Origin of the sequence: Halospina denitrificans, from assembly GCF_004364635.1 — a bacterium.
GTDB classification, from domain to species: domain Bacteria; phylum Pseudomonadota; class Gammaproteobacteria; order Pseudomonadales; family Oleiphilaceae; genus Halospina; species Halospina denitrificans.
In genome coordinates this window covers 38,667-62,258 of sequence record NZ_SOAX01000008.1, presented here as the reverse complement: position 1 = coordinate 62,258, position 23,592 = coordinate 38,667, and the positions used below count along the sequence as shown (strand labels likewise).

General features: G+C 60.2%; 21 protein-coding genes. 2 read left to right on the top strand and 19 right to left on the bottom strand.

The window, feature by feature from the left end; genetic code table 11:
- Window position 1: 1 nt before the first annotated feature.
- The 17 genes from DES49_RS14560 to DES49_RS14480 form a co-directional block, all read right to left on the bottom strand.
- Complete coding sequence (locus DES49_RS14560) at window positions 2-3,250, bottom strand: LamG domain-containing protein (protein WP_133737164.1); 3,249 nt, start codon at window positions 3,248-3,250, stop codon at window positions 2-4.
- Window positions 3,247-3,642: a hypothetical protein gene (locus DES49_RS14555; protein WP_133737163.1), complete on the bottom strand. Its 396-nt coding sequence runs from the start codon at window positions 3,640-3,642 to the stop codon at window positions 3,247-3,249. The genes DES49_RS14560 and DES49_RS14555 overlap by 4 nt, the downstream gene beginning before the upstream one ends.
- On the bottom strand, window positions 3,632-4,441 hold the full coding sequence (locus DES49_RS14550; protein WP_133737162.1) for a type II secretion system protein: 810 nt from the start codon (window positions 4,439-4,441) through the stop codon (window positions 3,632-3,634). The genes DES49_RS14555 and DES49_RS14550 overlap by 11 nt, the downstream gene beginning before the upstream one ends.
- Window positions 4,441-4,935 carry a prepilin-type N-terminal cleavage/methylation domain-containing protein gene (locus DES49_RS14545; protein WP_133737161.1) on the bottom strand — a complete coding sequence of 165 codons (495 nt, stop codon included), beginning with the start codon at window positions 4,933-4,935 and terminating at the stop codon, window positions 4,441-4,443. Before DES49_RS14545 ends, DES49_RS14550 begins: the two co-directional genes overlap by 1 nt.
- Complete coding sequence (locus tag DES49_RS14540; protein ID WP_133737160.1) at window positions 4,932-5,414, bottom strand: type II secretion system protein; 483 nt, start codon at window positions 5,412-5,414, stop codon at window positions 4,932-4,934. The genes DES49_RS14545 and DES49_RS14540 overlap by 4 nt, the downstream gene beginning before the upstream one ends.
- Before the next feature lie 101 nt (window positions 5,415-5,515).
- On the bottom strand, window positions 5,516-5,959 hold the full coding sequence (locus DES49_RS15730) for a pilin (protein ID WP_133737159.1): 444 nt from the start codon (window positions 5,957-5,959) through the stop codon (window positions 5,516-5,518).
- A 76-nt stretch (window positions 5,960-6,035) separates the two neighbouring features.
- Window positions 6,036-6,548, bottom strand: coding sequence for a type II secretion system protein (locus tag DES49_RS14530; protein ID WP_133737158.1), 513 nt, complete (start codon window positions 6,546-6,548; stop codon window positions 6,036-6,038).
- Between the two features lie 56 nt (window positions 6,549-6,604).
- Window positions 6,605-7,090, bottom strand: coding sequence for a hypothetical protein (locus DES49_RS14525; RefSeq protein WP_133737157.1), 486 nt, complete (start codon window positions 7,088-7,090; stop codon window positions 6,605-6,607).
- A 12-nt stretch (window positions 7,091-7,102) separates the two neighbouring features.
- The gene (locus DES49_RS14520) at window positions 7,103-8,326 is read right to left on the bottom strand and encodes a type II secretion system F family protein (protein ID WP_133737156.1); all 1,224 of its coding nucleotides are present in this window, start codon (window positions 8,324-8,326) and stop codon (window positions 7,103-7,105) included.
- A gap of 2 nt (window positions 8,327-8,328) precedes the next feature.
- Window positions 8,329-10,212 carry a GspE/PulE family protein gene (locus tag DES49_RS14515; protein ID WP_243865064.1) on the bottom strand — a complete coding sequence of 628 codons (1,884 nt, stop codon included), beginning with the start codon at window positions 10,210-10,212 and terminating at the stop codon, window positions 8,329-8,331.
- Window positions 10,213-10,216: 4 nt separating this feature from the next.
- The gene (locus DES49_RS14510; protein WP_133737155.1) at window positions 10,217-11,236 is read right to left on the bottom strand and encodes a tetratricopeptide repeat protein; all 1,020 of its coding nucleotides are present in this window, start codon (window positions 11,234-11,236) and stop codon (window positions 10,217-10,219) included.
- Window positions 11,233-12,072, bottom strand: a complete 840-nt coding sequence (locus tag DES49_RS14505; RefSeq protein WP_133737154.1) for an ExeA family protein — start codon at window positions 12,070-12,072, stop codon at window positions 11,233-11,235. Before DES49_RS14505 ends, DES49_RS14510 begins: the two co-directional genes overlap by 4 nt.
- Window positions 12,073-12,074: 2 nt before the next feature.
- Complete coding sequence (gene mshL, locus DES49_RS14500; protein ID WP_243865063.1) at window positions 12,075-13,757, bottom strand: pilus (MSHA type) biogenesis protein MshL; 1,683 nt, start codon at window positions 13,755-13,757, stop codon at window positions 12,075-12,077.
- A gap of 20 nt (window positions 13,758-13,777) precedes the next feature.
- On the bottom strand, window positions 13,778-14,071 hold the full coding sequence (locus DES49_RS14495) for a hypothetical protein (protein ID WP_133737153.1): 294 nt from the start codon (window positions 14,069-14,071) through the stop codon (window positions 13,778-13,780).
- A 22-nt stretch (window positions 14,072-14,093) separates the two neighbouring features.
- Window positions 14,094-14,759 carry a type II secretion system protein M gene (locus DES49_RS14490; RefSeq protein WP_133737152.1) on the bottom strand — a complete coding sequence of 222 codons (666 nt, stop codon included), beginning with the start codon at window positions 14,757-14,759 and terminating at the stop codon, window positions 14,094-14,096.
- Window positions 14,759-15,370, bottom strand: a complete 612-nt coding sequence (locus DES49_RS14485; protein ID WP_133737151.1) for a PilN domain-containing protein — start codon at window positions 15,368-15,370, stop codon at window positions 14,759-14,761. Before DES49_RS14485 ends, DES49_RS14490 begins: the two co-directional genes overlap by 1 nt.
- A complete protein-coding gene (locus tag DES49_RS14480) occupies window positions 15,367-16,293 on the bottom strand; it encodes a type IV pilus biogenesis protein PilM (protein WP_133737150.1) in 927 nt (308 codons plus the stop codon). The genes DES49_RS14485 and DES49_RS14480 overlap by 4 nt, the downstream gene beginning before the upstream one ends.
- A gap of 371 nt (window positions 16,294-16,664) precedes the next feature.
- On the opposite strand from DES49_RS14480, the gene DES49_RS14475 reads away from it, so the two are divergent.
- Complete coding sequence (locus DES49_RS14475; RefSeq protein WP_133737149.1) at window positions 16,665-18,626, top strand: O-antigen ligase family protein; 1,962 nt, start codon at window positions 16,665-16,667, stop codon at window positions 18,624-18,626.
- 31 nt (window positions 18,627-18,657) lie between these two features.
- Here the strand turns inward: DES49_RS14475 and ssb are convergent, their stop codons facing one another.
- Window positions 18,658-19,164: a single-stranded DNA-binding protein gene (gene ssb, locus DES49_RS14470; RefSeq protein WP_133737148.1), complete on the bottom strand. Its 507-nt coding sequence runs from the start codon at window positions 19,162-19,164 to the stop codon at window positions 18,658-18,660.
- A gap of 62 nt (window positions 19,165-19,226) precedes the next feature.
- Window positions 19,227-20,594 (bottom strand): MFS transporter, encoded by a 1,368-nt coding sequence (locus tag DES49_RS14465; RefSeq protein WP_133737147.1) that lies wholly within the window; start codon window positions 20,592-20,594, stop codon window positions 19,227-19,229.
- A gap of 145 nt (window positions 20,595-20,739) precedes the next feature.
- On the opposite strand from DES49_RS14465, the gene uvrA reads away from it, so the two are divergent.
- Window positions 20,740-23,562: an excinuclease ABC subunit UvrA gene (gene uvrA, locus DES49_RS14460; protein ID WP_133737303.1), complete on the top strand. Its 2,823-nt coding sequence runs from the start codon at window positions 20,740-20,742 to the stop codon at window positions 23,560-23,562.
- Window positions 23,563-23,592 lie beyond the last annotated feature (30 nt).

Here is a 23,592-nt window from a genome sequence, read left to right as displayed (position 1 = left end):
CTTACTGTACCTCGCGCCAGTAGATGATGCGGTCATGGCCGCGGAAGACGCCAAAGGTGGCTACCGCGCTCGGGTCCTCCAGAATGCCGTCGCGATCAAAGTCATCCTGCAGCCAGACGGGAACACCGAAACTGACGCCAACATCACCGGTATTGCCCTTCCCGGGCGCCGTGAGCTGCAGTTCCGAACCGGGCCGGGGCTCACCCGCCTCCAACTGATCCTCCACGGAGACCACGGAGGTGGAACCGGAGCTGAGGCCCGACTGGTCCAGCGTCACATCCTCATCCGTGTTATAAAGCCAGCAGCCTTCGTCCGTGTTAAGCGTAAAGCCATCATCCCAGTATTCCGCGCGCATCGGGACAATCAGGTCCAGAGTTTCCGGGCCATAGGCGTTTTGAAGCCGCAGGCGGCCATAACGGAGTTCAACGCCCTCGGGAGTCACCGAAAGTGGGTTGCTCCCACTTGGCTGCTGATCGGGGTCCAGGGCGGCATCGCCATCATCGATGGCGGTGATCGCGGTCGTCAGCGCCGCGTCAAAAGGCGAAACCCGGGCGTCCTCATCCTTCACGTACCGGTACTCATCCGCCCCAAACACATAGTCCATTCGCCCATCGCCCAAAGGTAACAGCGTACCCGGCACTTCAGGCGTCACATCAATCGTCAGGGCGTTATTGTCGTCCTCGACAGGGTAATCCCGGTTGACACCACCCGCATCGAGCCGCTGCCAGTTTCCCCGGTAGTTGGTGAGCTGCGGCCCCGTTCCTGAATCCACGTAGCCTCTCGGTATGATCTCGAGTTCCGGTTCAAGCGCATAGCCGAAGTCCTGGCCAATATAGACGAAACCATTGCACTCATCCTGGAAGCTGCCATCCGCTGGTACCGCGGTGAACAGTTCCGGATGGAAACGGCCCACATAACCGGAACGCCCCACGACGGTTCTGGCCTGACCAAGATAACTGCCGCCCAGGTCAGCGAGCAGACTGATGCTGCCCACCTCCATGTAGGCAGCGGTAACGGCGTCCTGGCCGCTGGCGAATGCATTGGCCGTTAACGGTCCGTCGACCAGGCCAGGGTCAGCGGGGTCTGGCGGCCCTGAGACCAGGGTGGCGGAAACCTCAACCTCGGGGCCGGAACCGCCGAAGGCTCCGGCGACAGCATTATCCGAGAGGTCTGCATTACCGTCAGGATCGGGGTCTGAATGGCCATCCGGCTGGCCATCGTCGTCAGCGTCATCCCCGGCCTGCCAGGTCACGGCCCGAAGCGTGACCTCGAAATCACCCCCTGCTGCCAGGAACCCCGGCCCGCCGGCATCCTGCGCCCCGGGGTTATCGGCTACGGCGACATCAAACCCGAAAGGCCGTACGGTCCACTCGGGGCCTGTCCCGCTTACCGGGATCGGATCGTCATTGGTGTCCACCACCAGCCCGGAACTGTCATCCAGCAGGTTCAATGCGTACTGGCCTACATCCGAGGTCTGCCAATTCACCGCAGCCAGCCCCTGGTTAAAGGTAATGGCAACGTTGTCATTGGCAGGCTGGGAATCCGGCATGCTGGCACTGTCATTAGCAGCTTCCAGTACAGGGGCGTCACCGCCCGGATCGACACCGGAGCGATCAATCCAGGCCTTGACCCCAACATCGCCATCATAGGCCGTGATGGGGCCGCACTCCCCGCTGTCCGGGTCGCGCCTGAGTGCCTCAATCTCGATATCATGCCCACGGCCCGCCACCAGGTCGTCTCCCAGGGCATCCACTGTCCGAATGGCAAAGGCATTTTCCAGGAACTGGATGGGGTCCGAGGTTCCTGTCGCACCCAGATCCGGATCCGTGACGCTTACTTCCAGCTCATCCGCCCGCTCGTTACTGAGGCCGAAGATCACCTCGCCGTCATCTTCCGTGACGAAATCATACTCGGCAGAGCCGTCATCGGCGGTATGCGGATCCGGTGTCAGGGTGCCGTTGCCGGTGAGCACGGACCAGTTGCCATGGCCAGCACTGGTGGCAAGCTGCACATTGCCCTCGTACCCCGTAACAGCATTGCCCTTACTGTTGAGGGCCGTCACCGTCACTTCCGCAGGCGCACAGACACTGGCCTCCGCCGGTGCCGTAACATCGAAGGCAGTAACACCGCAGGGGCGGGTCTCGAGGAAGAGGGATTCAACGTCCGCCTCGGCGAGAACACCATCGATCACACGGGGCTCATCCATGTCGCCCACGGCTGAATAGGCACCGCCGGTGTGTGCCATCAATCCAAGGCCAGCCGTGGCATCCGCCAGGCCCTGGGGGCCCTTCAGCCCGTCACTGACCACTTCGTTGCCGTTGACGTAGAGCACGGCGTCCCGCGAGGCCCCACTATAGGTGACGGCCAGATGGACCCAGTTTCCGGACAGGGGATCCGCTGACCCATTACTGCCGGTCTCAACCGCGAAATCCCGTACCTGCCCATTCTCACGGCGAATCGCCAGCACATACTCCGCCGGCGCTGTTGTGCGATCCAGATAGAATTCAAAGCGTTCGGCAAATCCATCATTCGCGGTATCACCGTAGGCTATCAGCGACGGGAAATCGGCATTCTGCTCGGCATCATCCAGCCTGACCCAGGCCGCAAGGGTGAAGGAGGTGGTATTGGCCACCTGGCCGGAAGCAGGCCCCTCAATGCGATCACTGCCGGCAAACACCCCGTAATCACAGGTGCCCGGGTCACCGGCCCTCGCCGGCTCCGTATCATCGGTTGCTGCTCCCAGCGCCGTTCCATCCAGATTATTGCCGGAGTAGTCCGTCACTTCACCAGCCGTCCCATCCCAGGTTTCGCCATCGAAGTAATACCTGTAGATCAGCGAGTCCGGATTGAAGGTGACCGTCACATTGATTTCATCGGTATCAAAGGTCTCCCAGTTCTGGCAACGGCGGCCCCGGAGGGAGGTGCAGTATTCAGCCACAAAACTGCCGGTATAGTCGCCGGTCTCGTCATAGGTATGGGGATACTCCAGGGGAGCCGCATTACATGGGGACGTATCCGTGGCCCCCGACTCGTCCCGCGCACCATCGCCCGATTCCCAGGCATAGCGCCACTCCTCCGCAGTCACATTGTCGCACCCGGTCGCCTCCACCTCGAACAGGACTTCCTCCCCCTGCATCACCTCCACGGGGCTCTCAGTTTCTCCCTCGAGACTGAGCTCAACCCCGGCACTGGCCTGCCCCGCAGCAAGCAGGACCAGCATCCAGAGTGCATATCCAGCTGCTTTCCTCATCGCGCCAGAACCTCCACGGTGCGACGGGCACGATCCTGGCCGGACCCACACTCGCCGACACTCTCAATCTCGAACATGGGGTCCGCCCCACCCAGTTCCTGACAGGTCACTGTTGCCTCACAGCCTTCAATACCTTGCTGAAAACCATTGAATGTCTGCTGGGAAAAACCACAGCCTTCACCTTCATCCTGGAAGGTCATCCCGAGCTGCGCTCCGGACTCGGCGGCGTAATACGCCCGCCCTGACTGGATATCCAGCCCTTCCATTTCGCCTGTGGTCTGTTGCAGCTGGGCAATGGTTGCCACAATCAGCGCCATCACCGTAATCAGGAAGATGGCCAGTGGCAGGCCGACGCCGCGCTGGTACCGATAGAGACAATGATCAGGGCACATTGCGGATCTGAACCTCCTGGGAAACGGCCAGGGACTCATCCGAGTCCTCGGAGCGCAGGTCGAACTCAAAGGTCACCACACCATTACGCTGCTGGGTAGGCGGCAGAAAGGTAAAGTCCAGCGATCCGGGAACCAGCGGCATGGCAGCCACCTCGCGGGTACCATCAGTCTCCCGGGTGGCGCTGCCGTTACGGCCATAATCCCGGTAACGGAAAAGAAAGCGGCTCTCCGCGTTTTCCCCCTGGCAGTACGTCACGGGCCCCTTGGCAAGAAACACCCGGCGCCGGGGAGAATGCGCCCTGAATGTATGCGGTTCGGAAAGGGATACCTCCACCTCCCCGGCGCCAAGGGCGTTAGTGCTCGCGAGCCCCGTCCGGGTCAGGGCGCCATCCGAATAGAGGTCCGCCGGGAAGCTGGCCTCCGCATAGGGGTAGACAAAAACGTATTCGGCCTCGTCCGTCGCGCGGCTGAAAGGCAGTGCCCGGAAGGACGAGAGCACCTCATTCAGATTGAGGCTGTCTTCACCATCAATATAGGAGGAGCCTGCCCAGATCGGGAAAAACTCAACGCACTGCCCGCCCTCACCGGTGCGCACACTACCCGGCAGCGCTGAACGAAGCTCACGGCTCATTTGCTCGGAGATGATGCCCGCCGCCATAGCGAGGCGCTGACGATTGGCGGTATCAAGGGCGCCCTGAGTGGAAAACTGGATAAAGCGCACCGAAATACTTGCAATGATGCCCAGTATCACGATCACCATGATCAGCTCCGTGAGCGTGAAGCCGCCCGCCCGCCGCATCAGAAGTTCCCCTTGTAGGCCGTGAATACCATGTCCGGCCCCTGGGGTGGCGACACGCTGACATCAATGCGTTTGGCATCCTCCCCGACGCCCACCTCAGAGCCGGCGCAGGTGACATCAACACTGACGCGGTACCCGTCATAGCCTGACTCGAAATCACCCGAGATCAGTGCCGGGGGCTCATCGTCAATCACGTCATAATCATCCACGACCTTATAGTTCTCGCGGTCACCACCACTCGGATTGACCTCACAGGGGCCGTCATAACGGGGAGAGCCGCCAGCACCGGTTTGCTGAGCAAAGCGCCGGACCAGGATTTCGTCCAGATAGGCCTGGCCAACCGCCGTGGTGCGGGTCTGGAAGAGCGTGTTTGCGCTGCGTCCGACCACCAGCGAGTAACCACCGAGAACCCCCGCCAGCGCAACACCAATGATTACAATGGTAATAACCAACTCTACGAGCGTGACACCGGCCTGAGAACGACGCCCGCTCATTGGCAGCGCTCCGGATAGGCGAATCCGAGCGAGGAGATACAGGCCCGGTGCGCCGAAGTGCCGTCAAAAACCAGCTCTGCATCACCGCCACCGACCAGCCGGCCCCGGGGATCGAACTCGAAGGTTTCCGGATTACCGGGGGGGCTCCCGTTTACGCTCAGCGTTGCTCCTTCACGGGCCGCACTGCGCTTCGGGTATTGGGTATTACCCTGGGTAACGCGGAATATCCACTCGTCGGCGTTTTCTTCAATTTCGAGGGTAACGGTATCGGTAGAGCCGGAATTGGCAAGGGCCCGTTTCTGGGCAAGGAGTGCGGAGGAGACAAACTGATCCCGGGCGGCGCCGGCGGAGTAAGCGCCCGGGGAGGCCAGAAGGCCGATCCCCAGAGCGCTAAGAATCCCGATCAGAACCAGGGTTATGACGAGTTCCACCAGCGTGAAGCCACTGTTATCGTCTTGGGGCGTGGCGGAATACTTCATAGCCCCCCCGTGATGGCTCCGGGACGTCCGAGGGACCGCCTAGATCCAACACCTTTGGGGCGGTTTTTTGCGCTCAACGCAACCTACCCTCGACTTTGTGTCTAGCAGCCAGACAAGGTTGTCGCAAAAACCGGTGGCTGACTTGAAGTAGCCGCCGCGTAAGATACCTTGCAGTCACTCGTTGCCCCGTTAGCCTGAACCTCGATCGGAGAGCCGGAAACAATATTGAAGTCATCTCCAGAAATCTGCGCTGCCGAAATAATGCCATCAGTGGTGGCAGCAGGATATCCATTCGTTAAGTCAATCGGCTGTCCTTCAAGACTGATATCAGCAGATGAGTCGTCGCAATTCGAATCGGCCAGACATGCGGAGCGAACAATGGATGAGGCCGACTTCATAGAGCCTGCCGCGCCCTCAATAGCTGCCGCACGCGCATCCCCACCAAGATCTGCAAACCGCGGCAGCGCAAACGCCGACAGAATGCCCAGGATAACAATCACAATAACCAGTTCGATCAGGGTAAAGCCCTGCTGTTGCCGTTTCATAAGGTACTCCTCTAGACCTTCATTACAATTTCGATTGAGTTGCTAACAGTATGGTTCAAATTCCTAAATTTTCGAGTCAGGGGTTGATCTGAGTGAACACCTCCCCTTCTTCGGGGTCGTAATCGATATAGTTCCCCCGGTCATCGAGTTCATACCTGAACCGGCAGTCGCCCCCATCCAGGAAAGCGAAGTAATCCGCATCGTCCGCACTGGTCGAAATCGATGGCGCGTTTGATTGCAGCAACGCTCTCCAGAGTTCAGCGCAATCTGTCGCCGAGATACTGGTTGGATCCGTACCCCCAGTGATGGAGACAGGCCAGCCATCACTGCTGACGTTCACGTCATCGTTGCCAAACCCTTCCATACTGGTAACAGCGCCGGGTGCGCCGTTAGCCGTCCATTGCGCCTTGACCAACGCAACCGCGGATCCAAAGGCACCCCCGGAACCACGAACACTGGCCCGATGGGCTTCCTCTGACAACTCCGCGAATCGGGGCAGCACCGTGGCGGCCAGGATCGCCAGTATGACGATGACCACCACCAGCTCTATCAGGGTAAAGCCGCTACTGAGCTGCTTATTTGCTTTCATTGTACGGACTCCATTTGTAACTTCGTACGACCCGAACGTTTAAAAGTTTAACCGCTTTACAAGCCGTTACCTTTATTGCCTCTCGGAACCAGGCTCAGGTGACCCCGCTGGGAAACCTCAACACGCCAGATGTAGGCTTCTCCATTGAACGCCCTTTCAAACTGCTCCTCGAAACTGAACCGAGGGTAATAACGCAATTCCCCACGATACGGATCAAAACACCAAACGCCCCATTCCCCGGCCGCACTGCTCCCGCACTCGCCCTGATAGGAATCCGGCGGTTCATCCACCCAGTCCATGGGGTTCGCGCCGGCCCGGTCACTCAGGCTTCCTTTCTCCAGCCGGGCCCGGGCCGTGTTTTCCTCAAAGGCCAGCTGGGACCGCAGGTTATTGAGCGCAACCCGCACGGCCATCGCTTCCGCCTCCGCGAGACGCTCGCGCAGATAGGCGCCGAAGATTGCAAGCACAAGCGCGAGTACGATGAGGGCCAGCCAGTTCACGGCCCTTTTGCGCCAGACCTCCGGTCGTCGGCCCTGTATCAAACCGACCTCCGCTTAATTGATAGCCGCGCTTCCCAGATCCCAGATGGGCAGGAACACGCCCAGCGCCAGAATCAAGACCAGTATGGCAACGCCTACCAACAGTATAGGCTCAATGGATTCGGAAAGCCGGTTCAGGCTGTAATCCACTTCCTCATCGTAGAAATCGGCCACATTGATCAGCATCTCGTCCACGGCACCGGTTTCCTCACCTACAGAGATCATCTGCAGGATCAGGGGCGGGAACATCCCGCTTTCCCGGGCCGCGCGCAGCAGGCTGTCGCCGCGCTCAATACAGGAACGCATCTCGTGGATATGATATCCGATCCAGGCATTGTCATTGGCATCCGCCACCACCGACAGGGCACTGGTGACCGGCATGCCGGCAGACAGTGTCGTGGCCAGGTTGCGGGAAAACCGGCTGAGCGCGATCTGTTCCAGTATGGGGCCCAGGATTGGCGTCCTCAGCTTGTAGTGATCCCACTTCATGCGCCCATATTCGGTGGCTATCCAGCGCCGGAACGCATAGACGGCTCCGACAACGCCTCCCAACAGGGCCGGCCAGTAGGTGGTCATGAAGTCGGATGTCATGATCAGGACCTGGGTCAGGAAGGGCAGGTCCGCGCCCAGCCGCTCAAAGGTGGCCGTGAACTGGGGAATCACAAAGAAGTTGACGATGATCAGCGCCGCGGTGAGCGCCACAATCACGAAAATCGGGTAGCGAGTTGCCTGCTTGATGCGTCGCTTGGTCTCGCGTTCAAGCTCCAGGATTTTCGAGAGACGACTAAAGGCATCATCAATCCGGCCGGTGTTCTCGCCCACATGCACCATGGCCACGAAAAGCTCGGAGAAGACCTCGGGGTTGGCCTGCATGGCCGTCGCCATGGTGGTGCCGGCTTCAAGGCGGTCGGCGATGTCGTCCAGGGCTTCGCTGAGGGCCCTGGACTTGGAGGTCTCGGCCAGCCCCCGCATGGTCCGGATGATGGGAATCCCCGCCTTGGCCAGGGCGTACATCTGGCGGCAGAAGACGATGAGGTCATCAAGCGTGGCCTTGGGCTTGAAGAGGCTGATGTTCTCGAACCGTTCCTGGAGGCTGCTCTGGTCTGCCTCCGGCTCAACACTGACCGGGGTAATGCCACGGCGCTGGAGCTCGGCCGCCACACCATCGCGGGTGCCCGCGTCCAGAACGCCCTGCTCCAGTCCACCTTTGTTGTTGCGACCCCGGTATTCAAAGCGCACGGCTACACCTCGCCCTTGTCGTTACTGATGTTGCCGCTGAGCGTGGCCGACACGCGCGCCACTTCTTCAAGCGTGGTGATGCCCTGTTCCGCATAGCGCAGGGCGCAGCGATCCAGGCTCTCGTAGCCGGGGCTGGCCCGTGCCGCGCGTTCAAAAGCCGCGTAATCCGCGCGCCGGAGTGCATCCAGCATATCGTCGTCCATCTCCAGGAGTTCATGGACACCGATCCGCCCGCGATAGCCCGTATTGCCGCACTGGTAGCACCCGTTCCCCTTCACAAAGCCGCTTGCCCCTCCACCCTCAAGGGATGGTTCAGGCTCTGAACTTTCCAGAAGCTCATCGGACAACGAAAGCTCAAGTGACTCATCGCGGTCTTCGCCCACCTCCTCGCCGGAAGGCTCAGTGTTGGGGAGTGACTCAGTCTCACGCTCGGCACGGTCGCTTCCGGACATGCTCCGGATACTGTCCAGCCATACCTGCTCCTGTCGGCTGGGCGTGTAAGGTGCCTTGCAGTTATCGCAGACCTTACGCACCAGGCGCTGGGCCAGGACCCCGGAAATCGAGCTGGAGACCAGGAAGGGCTCGGCGCCCATGTCCAGCAGTCGCATGGCACTGCTGATGGCGTCGTTGGTGTGCAGGGTGGACAGGACCAGGTGGCCGGTCATCGCGGCCCTTAGCCCAATTTCCACGGTTTCCTGATCCCGCATCTCGCCCACCAGGATGATGTCCGGATCCTGGCGCAGGGCGGAACGCAGCACCGAGGCAAAGTCGAGCCCGATCCGGCTGTTCACCTGGACCTGGGTGATCCGTGGCAGCCGGTATTCCACCGGGTCCTCGGCGGTGATGACTTTCACCTCGGGCTTGTTCAGTTCGGTCAGGGCGCCGTAGAGGGTGGTGGTCTTACCACTGCCCGTCGGGCCCGTGACCAGGATCATGCCGAAGGGGCGATGGATCAGGCGCCGGAAGCGCCGGATTATGTCCGGTGGCATGCCTGTGGATTCCAGGTTCAGGATCCCCTCGGACTGGTCCAGCAGACGCATGACCACGGATTCGCCGTACTGCACCGGTAGTGTTGAGACCCGCACGTCGATGCTGCGCCCCCGCACGCGGATGTTGAAGCGCCCGTCCTGGGGCACCCGTTTCTCGGAAATATTCAGTCCGGCCATGAGCTTGAGGCGGAGCACCAGGGCCGAGTGGATGCGTTTCTCCTTCATGACCTGTTCCTGGAGCACGCCGTCGATACGCTGGCGGATGCGGATCACGGTTTCGTCCGGCTCGATGTGCACGTCCGAGCTCCGGGCCTGGACGGCATCCTCGAAGATGGTCTGCAGCAGGCGCACTACCGGCGCCTCGTTCACATCCGAGTCGTTGCCGAGATCCGACAGATCAAAGGCTTCATCGCCGATCTCGTCGTCCAGTTCCTCGGCCAGGGAGGCGATTTCATCGGTACGGCGATAGACCAGGTCCAGGGTGTTGAGCAGTTCGCTTTCCCGCACCACCGCCTGTTTTACGGGCTGCTTCAGGAGGCGCACCAGCTCGTCGTAGGCGAAGATGTCCATGGGATCGGCCATGCCCACGAGCAGTTCGCCGTTACGCTCGGCCAGGACAATGGCCCGGAAACGGCGGGCCTGGGCTTCCGGCAGTTTCTTGATGAGATCGTCATCAAAGTTGTAATGGCGCAGCTGCACGAAAGGGATGTCCAGCTGCTTGGAGAGGAAGTTGAGAAGCTGATCCTCGTCCAGGTAACCCAGCCCCGTCAGGGTCTTGCCGAGCTTGCGGCCGGTTTTCTTCTGCTCCTGGAGCGCGGTCTGGAGCTGGTCTTCCGTGATGACCTCGTTCTGGACCAACAGGTCGCCGATACGGACTTTCTTACGCTGTTCAGCCATGACGTTAACCCTGTTCCCCGGAGAGCCGCTGTTCCACATAGAGCCGGAGCTGTTCCGGCAGGCCCGGCAACCGTGCTGCCTGCGCAAAGGCGGACCGGGCACTTTCGCTGCGCCCCTGGGATTCCAGGGCAATACCCAGGCCGGCCCACCAGCGAGCCTGGGTGTCATCGGTTTCCAGAAGCCCGGCCCAGATGCTGGCTGCTTCGGCGGATTGCCCGGTTTGCTGGTAGAGCGCCGCGAGCATGGTGTGGTAATCCGGATAGCGCTCGGCGGCAGGCGGGTCCTGTTCCAGCCAGGCCAGCGCCTCGCCCCTTCCCTGTTCACTGCGCGCGATACGTGCCCGAAGTAACCTCAGTGAGGGATACAGCCTTACCACCGTATCCGGCAACCATTCCCGAGCCCGCGCCGGGTTGCCCCGGCGAAGATGATACAGGGCCATCACTTCCCGCGATCTGGGCGCATCCGAATCCAGCACCAGATGGGCGCGCAGGCGCTCGCGGGCCTGGACAGCCTGGCCGCTATTGAGAAGGTCCTCAAGTCGACCGGCCAACCGGCGATCACGTTCACGTGGTGTCAGCTCTCTGACGCTGGCCTGTTCAGGCGCCGGTTCCGACTCAGCATCGCCCCCGGAGGCGACAGAAGACTCTGGCTCTGGCTCTGGCTCTGGCTCTGGCTCTGGAGCAGATTCTGATGCCGCTTCAGGATCTGCCTGCACAACCGGTTGCGGCTCTGGTACCGTCTCTACGGCCTTCACCACCGGCTCGGGATCAAATTGGGGCTCCGGCCGGGTCACCGGTTGTGGCGCATTGGCCACCTGTGGGGCGGCACCCTCGCCCCCAGCCAGCCAGAACCAGGCACCGCCCGCCATCGCCAGCAACGCAATGAGGGCAACAGCCGCTATCGGCCAGAGCCGGTTCGCCCCGGAAGCGGGCTGCGTTAACCCAGCGGGAATAGCCTTGTCCGGCCCACCGGGTTCATGCTCACGCTTTTCAAGATCACGCAGTGCATCGTTGAGGAGGCTCATGCCCAGCCTCCCAGCCCATTGGGTTGGCGGGCACTGTCCGTATCACGGATCGCCTGCTTTGCGTGGCTCCGGGTGATTTCGCGCGCACCCTGACCATAGGCGGCAATCAGTGCCTTGTGGGCCAGGATGTTGATCAGCCGTGGCGTGCCCCGGGAGGATTTCGCGATCAGCCGCACCGCGCCCGGCCGGAACAGCCGACCACCGTTGAATCCCGCCTGGGCCAGACGATGCTGGAGATAGGCATCAACCGCCGCCCGGTCCAGGGTGCTGAGACGGCACTGGAACGTGATCCGCTGCTTGAGCTGACGCAGGCTGTCCTGATCCAGAAGGACATCAAGCTCGGGTTGCCCGAAAAGCACAACCTGGATCAGCTTGCGGCTCTCGGTTTCCAGGTTGGTCAGCAGGCGCAGGGCTTCCAGGGTTTCTTCCGGCATGGCCTGGGCTTCATCAATCACCAGCACCACCGAGTAGCCGTCCGCCGCCGTATCAATCAAGTGGCGTTGCAGGGCAGACAGGGCCCGATGGGTATTCTCCGCATCCGGGAGGCTCAGGCCCAGCTCATCGGCCAGTGCCTGGAAAAGCCCGGTCGGGGTAAGCTGCGGATTCGGGAGGTAGGCAGTCTTCACCTCTTCGGGAAGCTGGTTCAGCAACAACCGGCATAACAGGGTTTTCCCTGTCCCCACCTCCCCGGACACCTTGATGAACCCTTCCTGCTCACGCAGGGCAACCAGCAACAACTCCAGTGCCTGCGCATGGCTCTCCGCCCGCAGGAAGTACCGGGTATTCGGGGTCAGCGAAAATGGTGCCTCGTTGAGTCCGAAAAACGACAGGTACATGTTCACCTCTGGCGTTGCCGAGAGGTCGCCGGCTTCGGTCCGGGCGCTTCCGTTGACTCCATGATCCGGCGCAGCTCGCGCATGCGTTCGCGGCTGCCTTCAATATCCTCACGCCATTGCTCCGCACCCGCGACCATCGGTTTCAGCAGGATCACAAGCTCGCTCTTGCGGGACTCGAAACGGCGTTGCTTGAAAAGCTCACCAAGCACCGGGATCTCGCTGAAGAAGGGTACAGCCGAGGTGGTCTCCTCGGTGCTTTCCTGCATCAGGCCGCCAATTACCACAATCTCGCCACTGCGGGCGCTGACCACACTGTCTGTCTCGCGAACCGTGCTCAGTGCCAGCGGCAGGGTCACATCCTCATCGCCAATGGTGATCAGTTTCTGCTGGTCCTCGACCTCGCTGACAGCCGGATGAACATGAAGGGTAACCACATCGTTTTCGCTGATCTGGGGGGTTACATCCAGCGAAATCCCGGAAAAGAACGGGGTAAGGTCCACAGAGGTGGAACGCGACGTCTGACTGGCGGCGGTTGTGCTGTCATCAAAGTCCAGGTCGGTGACAAAGAACTCATCACTGCCCACCTTGATCACAGCCTTTTCGTTGTTGACCGTGGAGATGCGAGGGCTGGAGAGCACCTGGACGTTACCCTGGGTACCCAGGAGCTCGATCAGGCTATCAAAGCCTCCCACATCGAGCGCCGCTGAGAAAACACCACCACCGTTCTGGGTACCGGCCCCAATACTGCTCAGGCCAGCATCAATAGTACCGCCTCCAACTTCATCGACTGCATTCCAGTTGATGCCCTGCTGATACTCGTCACTGAGCTCCACCTCGAGAATCTTGGCCTCGAGGATCACTTGGCGCTTGGAGATCAACTGCATACGCCGCAGGTAATCCTCGACGGTGGCAAGCTTTTCCGGTGTTGCCTGGACCACGACCACGCCGGAACCGGGGGTGGTGATGACTTTCTGGTTCTGGCCGTCACCCACGATCATGTTCAGTGACTCATTCAGGTCCGCCCAGAACGTGGATTCGGACCGCGTGGTGATGCGTGTACCGACGACAGCGCCACCGACCCCGTTATCGTCACCGTTACTATTCCTGGTGCCGCTACTACCGCCGTTGGCATCGGTGACCTGGCCGGAGCGCACCTGCGTTTCAGAAGTACCCCGACGCTGGATGTCCAGGTAGTCAATCTGGAATACACGGGTCTGCACACCGCCCGGCTGGATTCGGAATATGTTGTTCTGGCGCTCAATATGGAAGCCGTACATATCAGAGACAAGATCCATGACTTCGGGAACCGTCACCTGATCCAGCTCCAGCGAGATGGATCCCGAGACCTGCGGGTGCACCACGGCGTTGTAATCGGTGCCATCAACCAGACTCTGAAAGAAAGTCTCCGCCGGCAGCTTTCTGGCATCCACGTTGAAGGCCTCTTCCATGGATGCGCTGCCTCCTCCGCCCATTTCAGGCATCAGAGCATCGGTCACATCGTCGGGAGCCTGGCGCTGCGACTCAGATGGAGCACTTTCCAGAGCCTCATCAAGACTGTCCTCGATGGATTGGGTCGTTTCCGTGGAGGAGGCCGTGCTGGTCTGCATCAGCGGATTGCTGGCACAACCCCCGAGCACCACCAGCGAAACTGCGCCCGCTACAATCTGTTTCAGAACATAACCCATAAACCGGTCCGCCTGCTCCACTACCGCCTGATAGAAGGTGCTGAATCCAGCACCAGCGTGTGTGTTTTCCCGTTGATCTCGAGTAACACCCGATCCCTGGCGATACGTCTGACTGCGGCATTCCCGACGCGCTCCCCCACAGCCAGGGAAACGCCGTTGATCACGGCAATTCGCCGTGAATCCGATACCAGTATGGAGTCCAGACTGTATCGGGTAATCGCAGCCGGCTGCTGTGAGGACTGGCGCTGTTGCGGCGGTTTTGTCGGATCCCGCAGGTCATCGGCCGACACCGTAGCGGCCAGAAGCATTGCCATGACAAGCGCTGCTGAAATCCGCTTAAACACCCAGCCACTCCTCGTGCAGACTCAGTGTATGGAGCCGGATCTGAACCCGGGCATCCGGCCAGCCCGAGACCTGGTAATCCAGCGAGCGCCACCCAAGCCGTTCATCCAGCGCCTCCAGATCACCAAGATAGTCCAGAATTTCATGAAAGCTTCCCCCGACGGTTACAGAGACCGGATGGGAATAAAGCCCCGCGTTTTCACCGTCTGAAGTGTTACCGCCCAGCGCCACCGGCTCGGCAGGCTCATGGCTGACTGAAACCAGGGTGATCCCGTCGTGCTCGGCCAGCATCTCCCTGAGGAGGGCAACCATTTCCGTAGGGCTGACCAGCCCTGTTGTAAGTGCTTCAAGCTCCTGGTTGTAACGCTCCAGACGCTGCTGAAGCTGGGAACGCCGTTTGCGCAGAGGCTCATTCGGATCCTCGCTGAGCTGATCCTTCAGGCTCCGACGCTGGTCTTCCAGTGCCCGGACCTCATCAGAAAGACTCGCCAGCCGGCTCTCCATGGCCTGCTTCTCAACCAGCGACGGAGTAACCAGCAACTGCCAGCCACCGAGCAACAGGACAACAACGACGGCAAGTGTCATCATCAACCGCTCGCGCCGGCCGTAGCTCATGAATCGTTCGGCAAAGGCATTCCAGCGTTCACGAACCGCCTGCATCAATCCTCCTCCCCGCCGCTGTTCCGGCGCGAGGCAACATCAAATTCCAGAAAGGCGGACTGATCAGTCCGCTCAATTCCGAAGCGCTCAAACCGCCGCCCTTCGAAAACAGGCTCCTCCCTGAGTCGCTGCAGGTAATTGGGCACGTGCTGGCCCTGAACGGTTTCACCCTGCAGGTGCAGACGATCACGCAGCAGATTGACCTGTATGCGCGTCAGCCAGAGCCCCTCCCGGGACTGTTTCGCGAGCCCTTCGAGATAAGGCGTGAAGCCTTCATTGCTCGCCCTGGCCACGGATCCGGCACGCTCCACCAGGCGCTTGCGGTCCGCAGCCCGTTCTTCCAGACGTTCAACCTGATTTTCCAGTTCAGGATCACGCTGTTGCTGAGCAAGCTGCTCATTCAAACCCGCAATGACGTCTTGCGTGCGGGCCTGTTCCTGCTCGAGCTGTTGCTGCTCATCACGCAGTTGCAGAACCTGATACTGGGTCCAGCCGCCGATAATCGCCACGATCAGCAATGCCGCCACGCTACAGCGCGCCGCGAAGCTCAGCGTAAGCCACTCCTGGCTTGGCCTGAACGCCTCGGTGTAAAGATTAACGTCCTGTCTCACGGGCGCACCCCCTGATCGGTTGCCAACAGGGCACCCAGTGCCAGGCCGGCCCTGGGGTCCGGCTCAGGGGCTTCATCGCCGAGCACTACCCGCCAGTCGAAGTCCGCAACCTCGGCGGTGACATTGGTCGTGAGCATGCCCGCCAGGGGCAGATGCTCTGGATGGCCTGCCACCTGAATGCGGCCAGGGGGAACCTGGCGCAACTGGCTCTCGAAATAATCCAGGGAACGCTGCATCTCCAGGGCCAGCGCCTGCACGGCCTGCTCCTGACTTGCGGCGTCCCGAAGCTGTGCCAAGGACACCTCGATACGGCGCGCCATATAAAGCATGGTGCCCCGACAGAAAACCATGTGCCCATGATTCTCGCTCAGGTACAGCAACGCAGATCCTCCACCTTCCGGATCGGCATAAGCGAGAAGGTTACGCAGCGCCAGTTCGGCGACATCAATGCGGTTCAATTCAAGACCCGCCTCATGAACAAGCTCAACGTAACCACCTATCAGCTCCTGATGGGCACAGACCGCGTTGATCAGCTTGCCCCGGTCGCGCGTGGCATCATCGGGGAAAGGGAAGGTATCGATGACGGCCTCGTTGGCGGGGTATTCCAGTAGTTCTCCGAGTTTCCAGCGCACAGCCTCGGCCAGCTCATGGGCCTCCACTGGCGGCCGTTCGGCCTGGAAAATCTGGTACTGGTCCTGCGAAAGAACAAGATTGACAACAGCACCCTTCAGCGAGTGCTCGGTAATCAAATCCTGAACCGCCTCATGGCGGGAGGCGGAATCAACCTCGACAAAACCCGTCCGCGCCCCATGGATACCATCGCCAGTCATTGCCCAGGCAATGCCCCCGGAGGCCAGCTCCAGGGCCAGGCTGACACCGTGCTGCTTTTTGGTGAACGGTCGTTTCAGGAAGTCTGGAATCACAAATCTGCCGGTCTGTACTGCGCGATGAATTCAGAACCGCAGGAATCACCTACGACGCCACACTCAGTATAGTTTAGCCTTCACAACTATCCAGTCGTGTCAGGTGTTTAGCGTCCTCAATTCACCCAACATTCTCAAAGACCGACAGAATTACGTGAAACCTTCTACGGTAAAGCTTGGAAGGGTCTCGCCATCAGTTGGCAAGTCACCGGCAGTTAATGGATGCCCTGGTACTTTACACCCAGGGTCACCATGAAAGATCCATGCCAAATCACCCAAAATGGTCTAGCCTGACGCGATGATACTGCAATAGCCTTCCATGGACTAGATGAAGGCGGCAATGACTGGCTGATCATGAAAGAGGAAACCCGATGAGCACTGCTGCAAAGACGCCTTCATGGGCCGCCAGCCTCGCAGCCGTATTCCTGATACTTGGGCTGCTCGCCAGCCTCTACTATAACCAACTCGACCCCATGTATCTGGGGCTCTCGGGTCTAGGCCTAATCACCTCTTTCGCCATTGCGCTTTGGGCACGCGCGCCCTCGGCTTCCTGGCAGCTAACCGGGCCGCTCTGGCTCTTGGGGCTTGTCTGGTTCTGGTGGTTTCTGCTCAGTGGTTTCAGCCCGGTGCGTTACCTGAGCGAAAGCGCCACGTGGACACTGGCGGCGCTTCCAGCCAGCGCCGCCATCACCCTGTGGTTGCGCCAATCCCGATGGTTTGCCTCCATTACAATTGCCGGCGTAGGGATACTGATGGCCTCGCTTGCGATCATGGCCTGCTACCAGTTCTTTATCCAGGTCCGGCAACCGTCGGCCACCTTTCTCAACAAAAACAACTTTGCCGCCCTCCAGATGCTGGTTGCGTTAAGCGCGACCGGCCTCGCGCTGCAGCATGGCCGTGGCTGGCGCAACTGGGCCGGCATGGGTCTCATGGCCCTGCTGGTTTTTGTGGTGGGCCTAATCGGCAGTCGCGGCGCTCTGCTGACCCTGGTGACCGGCATGGTTATCCTGCTTTTTCTCGCGTTCCGAAAAGCGGTTGCCAGGAACTCCCTTGTCAGCACGGGTCTTATTTTCATTGGCGCAGTGGGTAGCGCCCAACTGGCCTCGATGGGTCAGCTGGGTGAGCGCGTGTCCTCCCTGGCTGACCCCTGGGCGGCCGGGGGCAGCCGCTTTGCGATCTGGAGAGGCTCGCTGGAGCTCGCGCAAGACACACCCTGGCATGGCATCGGACCGGGGCTGTACTGGCTCGTCTACCCACCCTACCGGGACATTGAGGATAAATCGGCAGCGTTCTACGCCCACAATGACTATCTCCAGTTCCTGATCGAGACAGGTTGGCCCGGGCTGCTGTTGATCCTGGCCAGTATGGCGATGCTGGCGTGGTGGACGATTCCCCGCCTGATGGCGCGATCAGCCGCTGATCAAAGCATTGAAGCCTCAGGTCTCTTCTGTGGCCTGCTCGCGGTTGTCACCCATAGCCTGCTCACCTTCAACCTGTACCTCATGCCGATCCTCTTTGTGATGGGGCTGGCGATTGGCCGACTGTTATCACTGCTCGGACCAACCACCGTGGACTCGCCCGAACAAAATACGCGCGCAAAGCCGGTTTTCAACCTGAGCCTGACACTGCTTCTGCTGATACCGCTGAACCTCTACATCAGCGCGGCGGGCAGCGGCTGGCACTATCATCGAGCGGGAGAGGCAAGAAATCGCAGCGAACCCTCAACCGCGATGGCCCACATCAATAGCGCCATTAACTGGTGGCCGGACGTCGATCTCTACCACTACGTCAAGGCGCAGATGCTGTTTAAATCCGCGCGGGAGAAACAGAGCAACCCTGCCGGGTCCACACTGTCGACGATCACATCCGAACTCGACAAAGCCGCCACGCTCAACCCCTACCGGCCCGAGACACCTCTGTTGCGCGGGCGATTTTACGAGACGCTGGATCAAAGCCCCGCCCCCGACACCTCACCGGCCGAAGCGGCCAGGACCGCCTACCAGCATGCCCTGGCCCTGGATCCGTACTTTCTCCCGGCCCGCTTTCGCCTTGGGCGTCTGCTGCTCAGGGCCAATCATACTGAGGCCGGCATGGCGGTACTCGAAGAAAACGCCGAGCACCGTTATCCGGCCAACAAGGTCACGCTGAACTATTTTCGACTGCTGAGCCGTGTGCACCAGGCCCTGGGCAATCCCGACAAAGCAGCACACTATCGCGAGCGGGCCCGAGAGATTGCGGGTGAGCCCGAGCCGGACGCGCCCGGCTGGACACCCACCAAAAAACAAAAAACCCTGCCGAAGCAGGGTCTTAAGGACCAGAAAATACAGAAATAGTCTCAGATCAACAATTCACATAAATGAGAGCCTAAAACGGGATGTCATCGTCAAAGTCGTCCACCGGTTCCGGCATGCCGGTGTCCCCACCGCCGCCCGAGGAACCACTGTCCGGTGCATAGCCACCGCCCTGTGACTGCCCCTGCTGCCCACTTGGCGCGGAGGCAGCGCCACTGTTCATATCCCCGCCACCACGGCTGTCCAGCATCTGCATCTGGCCGTTGATGTCCACCACGATCTCGGTGGTATAACGGTCCTGGCCGCTCTGGTCCTGCCATTTGCGTGTCTGCAGCCGGCCCTCAATATAGACCTTGGATCCCTTGCGAAGATACTGGCCCGCGACCTCTGCGATCTTGCCGAACATAACAATACGGTGCCACTCGGTCTTTGGAACCATCTGCCCCGTATTGCGATCCTTATAGCTCTCGTCGGTCGCAAGACTCAGGTTGGTGACGGGATTGCCATTAGCCGTATAGCGCGTCTCCGGGTCCACACCCAGGTTGCCGATAAGGATGACCTTGTTTACGCCTCTTGCCATTTTTTCTACTCCTTTTCCTTTATTCTCAGTTATCACTCCAGGGCCTGCCCTGGCCCTGCCGTTCAGGCCTGCTGTCGGGCTACAAACGACAATTGCCACAGCGCCTCTTCGTTGAGCTTTTGCCGGTCAACTTTCAACCAGGCCTCATGGGTATTGACCAGCACCACGGCGTCATTCACCCCCGGCACCGAGAGAAGCGCTTCCCGTATTTCCGATGGCGAGGTGCCGTATGCCGGATCAAGCGGGAGTGACAGGCTACTCGCATAGCTCGGCTGCGCCATGGTGGCTACAACAACCAACCAGATCAGCGCCGCCGCCAGCATCAGCACAATAACACCGGTCAGACCGGCGATACCAGAAGCCCAGCCCCCGACGGAGCCACCAATAAAAGAGCCCAGGAACTGGCTGGTGGAATAAACCCCCATGGCCGATCCTTTGCCGGCCGCGGGCGCTTCCTTGCTGATCAGCGAGGGGAGCAGCGCCTCAAGGAGATTAAAGCCAACAAAAAAAGCAAACAGAACCAGCCACAGCTGAAGGATCGAGCTCAGGGGCACACCCAGAAGGGCCACGGCCGTCGCCAGCAGGGCCACGGCAAAGACCATCACGCCTTTGATCCGACGGTGTTTCTCCCCCACGATCATCAACGGCAGCATGGCAATGAAGCCCGTTCCCATGGCTGTCAGATAGATCCACCAGTGCTCACTGCCCTGAACCGCAAGCCGGTCCTCAAGCAATACAGGGATCACAAGAAACACGGCCGTGAGAATCAGATGAAGAAAAAAGATGCCCGCGTCCAGTCTCAGCAGCCGGGACGAGGACAGCACCTGCCGGATCTGCTCCCGAGCCGGCAGCGCATCGGGCTGATGGATGCGCGATTCAGGCGAAGGAACCACAAAAGCCACCAGCAAGACGCCGATCATGGAAAACACAGCGGTCAGGGTGAAGATCCCGGTGAGCCCATACCATTCCCCGACAAGAGGCCCGAGCACCAATGACAGTGCGAACGCGAGGCCAATGGAAAGTCCGATCGTGGCCATGGCACGCGTGCGGTTCTCTTCGCGCGTGAGGTCACTTGCCAGCGCCATCAGAACGCTGGCAATAGCACCGGCCCCCTGCAGGAGACGACCGGCGATTACGCCATGAATCGAGTCCGAGAATGCCGCGACCAGGCTGCCGGCGGCGAAGAGGACCAGCCCGATATAGATGAGCGGCTTACGGCCAAAACGGTCCGAGAGCATGCCAAAGGGAATCTGCAGCACCGCCTGGGTCAGGCCATAGGCACCCAGGGCAACCCCGAGCAGCATAGGAGTTGCCCCATCCAGATCCCGCCCGAGGAGGACAAATACAGGCAAGACCATGAAAAGCCCAAGCATCCGGGAGCCGTAGACGGTCGCGAGCGCCAGTACCGAGCGTCGTTCAGTGGAGTTCATGGAAGTCGTCTTTGCCTCAGGGTTCGGGGAAGGTAAAAGCGGCGGCATGATACCACAACCCGTGTTTTTCACTCACATGGCTCGCAAGCGGTATGGGAGTCGGGCGCAAACCCCTATAATGGATCTTTTTGCGCTCAGGGAGCTTATGGACCACATTCGTATCAAGGGCGCCCGCACCCACAACCTCCAAAGCATCGATCTCGACGTGCCCCGTGACCGTTTGGTCGTTATCACCGGGCTTTCCGGTTCGGGCAAGTCCTCCCTGGCTTTCGATACACTCTATGCCGAGGGCCAGCGGCGCTATGTGGAATCGTTGTCCACCTACGCCAGGCAGTTCCTGTCCATGATGGAAAAGCCGGACGTCGACCACATTGAAGGTCTGTCTCCGGCGATATCCATCGAGCAGAAATCAACCTCCCACAACCCCCGCTCCACGGTTGGCACGATCACCGAGATCTACGACTACCTGCGGCTTCTTTTTGCCCGCGCCGGTGAACCACGTTGTCCCCAGCACGGAGTGCCACTGGCGGCGCAGACCATCAGCCAGATGGTCGATCAGGTCCTTGCCCTTCCAGAAGGGAGCCGCATGATGATTCTGGCTCCGGCAATCCGTGAACGGAAAGGCGAGCATCAGCAGCTGTTCGATGAGATGCGCAGCCAGGGGTTCATCCGTTTACGGATCGACGGACGCATCTATGACATTGATGACCTGCCGACGCTTGATAAGAACCGCAAGCACAGCATCGACGTTGTCGTGGACCGTTTCCGCATCAAACCCGGCCTCCAGCAGCGCCTTGCCGAATCCTTTGAAACCGCCCTGGGGCTGGCGGACGACACCGCGCTCGCCGCCTCCATGGATGATGAGCAGGCACAAGAACTCATTTTCTCGGCACGACATGCCTGCCCGCACTGCGGTTATTCCATCAGCGAGCCAGAACCTCGCATGTTCTCCTTCAACAACCCGGCAGGGGCCTGCCCGACCTGCGACGGGCTTGGCGTGGACCAGTTCTTTGATCCAGCAAAGGTGGTGCGCCACCCGGAGCTGACCCTGGCCGAGGGCGCCATCAGGGGATGGGACCGGCGATCCGTCTATTATTTCCAGCTCCTGCAGAGTGTGGCCGAGGCATTCGGTCTGGATCTGGATACCCCCTGGGAAGTCCTCCCGGAAACATTCCGTGAGCGCATCCTCTACGGCACCGGCGACGAGACCATCACCTTCCGTTACGTGAACTCCCGGGGACAGGTCGTGGAACGGGAACACCCCTTCGAGGGTGTCATCCCCAACCTCGAACGTCGGTACCGGGAAACAGACTCCCATTCCATACGCGAGGAGCTGGCACGCTCCGTCAGCACCAGGCCATGCCCGGACTGCCATGGCTCACGATTGCGGGAAAGCGCCAGGAATGTTTTTATCCTGGACCAGAACCTTCCTGACATTGTTGCCCTGTCAATCGGCGACGCCACCGACTATTTCAAAGAGCTGTCGCTGCCAGGGCGGCGTGGCGAAATTGCCGACAAGATCGTCAACGAAATCAGCCAGCGGCTGGAGTTTCTGGTGAACGTGGGCCTCAATTACCTGACACTCGAACGACGTGCAGAGACCCTTTCCGGCGGGGAAGCACAGCGCATCCGTCTTGCCAGCCAGATTGGCGCCGGGCTGGTGGGAGTGATGTACATCCTGGATGAGCCTTCGATCGGCCTTCACCAGCGCGACAATGACCGGCTTCTTGGCACCCTGACCCGCCTGCGCGACCTTGGCAATACCGTGATTGTTGTGGAGCACGACGAGGAGGCGATTCGTGCCGCGGATCATGTTATTGATATGGGTCCCGGAGCCGGTGTTCACGGTGGTCGTGTTGTCGCCTCGGGGTCGCTGGATCAGATCACTGCGGAGCCGGAATCACTTACCGGGCAATATCTGACGGGAGTCCGCAGTATCCCGGTACCAGCCAGGCGCACGCCGCACGGCGACCATTTCCTTACCCTGAAAGGCGCAACCGGGCACAACCTCCAGGGCATGGATTTCCACCTGCCACTGGGAGTGTTTACCTGCATCACGGGGGTATCCGGTTCCGGGAAGTCGACACTCATCAACAGCACCCTCTATCCCGTCGCGTCCCGCGAACTGAATAACAGCACCACGCTGACGGCGGAGTCGTATCAGGCCATTGATGGACTCGATGCACTGGACAAGGTCATCGACATCGACCAGAGCCCGATCGGGCGAACGCCCCGATCCAATCCTGCCACCTATACAGGCCTTTTTACGCCCATCCGGGAACTGTTTGCAGGTACCAAGGAAGCCCGGTCGCGGGGCTATAAACCAGGCCGTTTCAGCTTCAACGTCAAGGGCGGGCGCTGCGAGGCCTGCCAGGGAGACGGAGAGATCAAGGTCGAAATGCACTTCCTGCCGGATCTCTATGTACCCTGCGACGTCTGCCATGGCAAGCGCTACAACCGGGAAACCCTGGAGATCACCTACAAGGGCAAGTCCATCGACGAGGTTCTCTCAATGACGATAGAGGAGGCCCGTGACTTCTTTGACCCCGTTCCTTTCCTGGCCCGAAAGCTGCAGACACTCATGGACGTGGGGCTTGGGTACATCAAGCTGGGCCAGAGCGCCATCACCCTCTCAGGGGGTGAGGCACAGCGTGTAAAGCTGGCGCGCGAGCTGTCGAAACGCGACACCGGCAAGACCCTGTACATACTCGATGAACCCACAACAGGACTGCACTTCCACGATATCGACCAGCTTCTGAAGGTACTCCAGAAACTCCGCGACCACGGCAATACGGTTGTAGTGATCGAACACAACCTCGACGTCATCAAGACCGCCGACTGGATTGTTGATCTGGGGCCTGAAGGCGGTGATGGCGGCGGACGGATCATCGCCTGCGGCACCCCCGAACAGGTTGCCCGTACCGAGGCCTCGCACACCGGGCGCTACCTGGCCCGACTGCTTGAGTGACGTCACAATCAAAAAAGCCGGACCCATGAA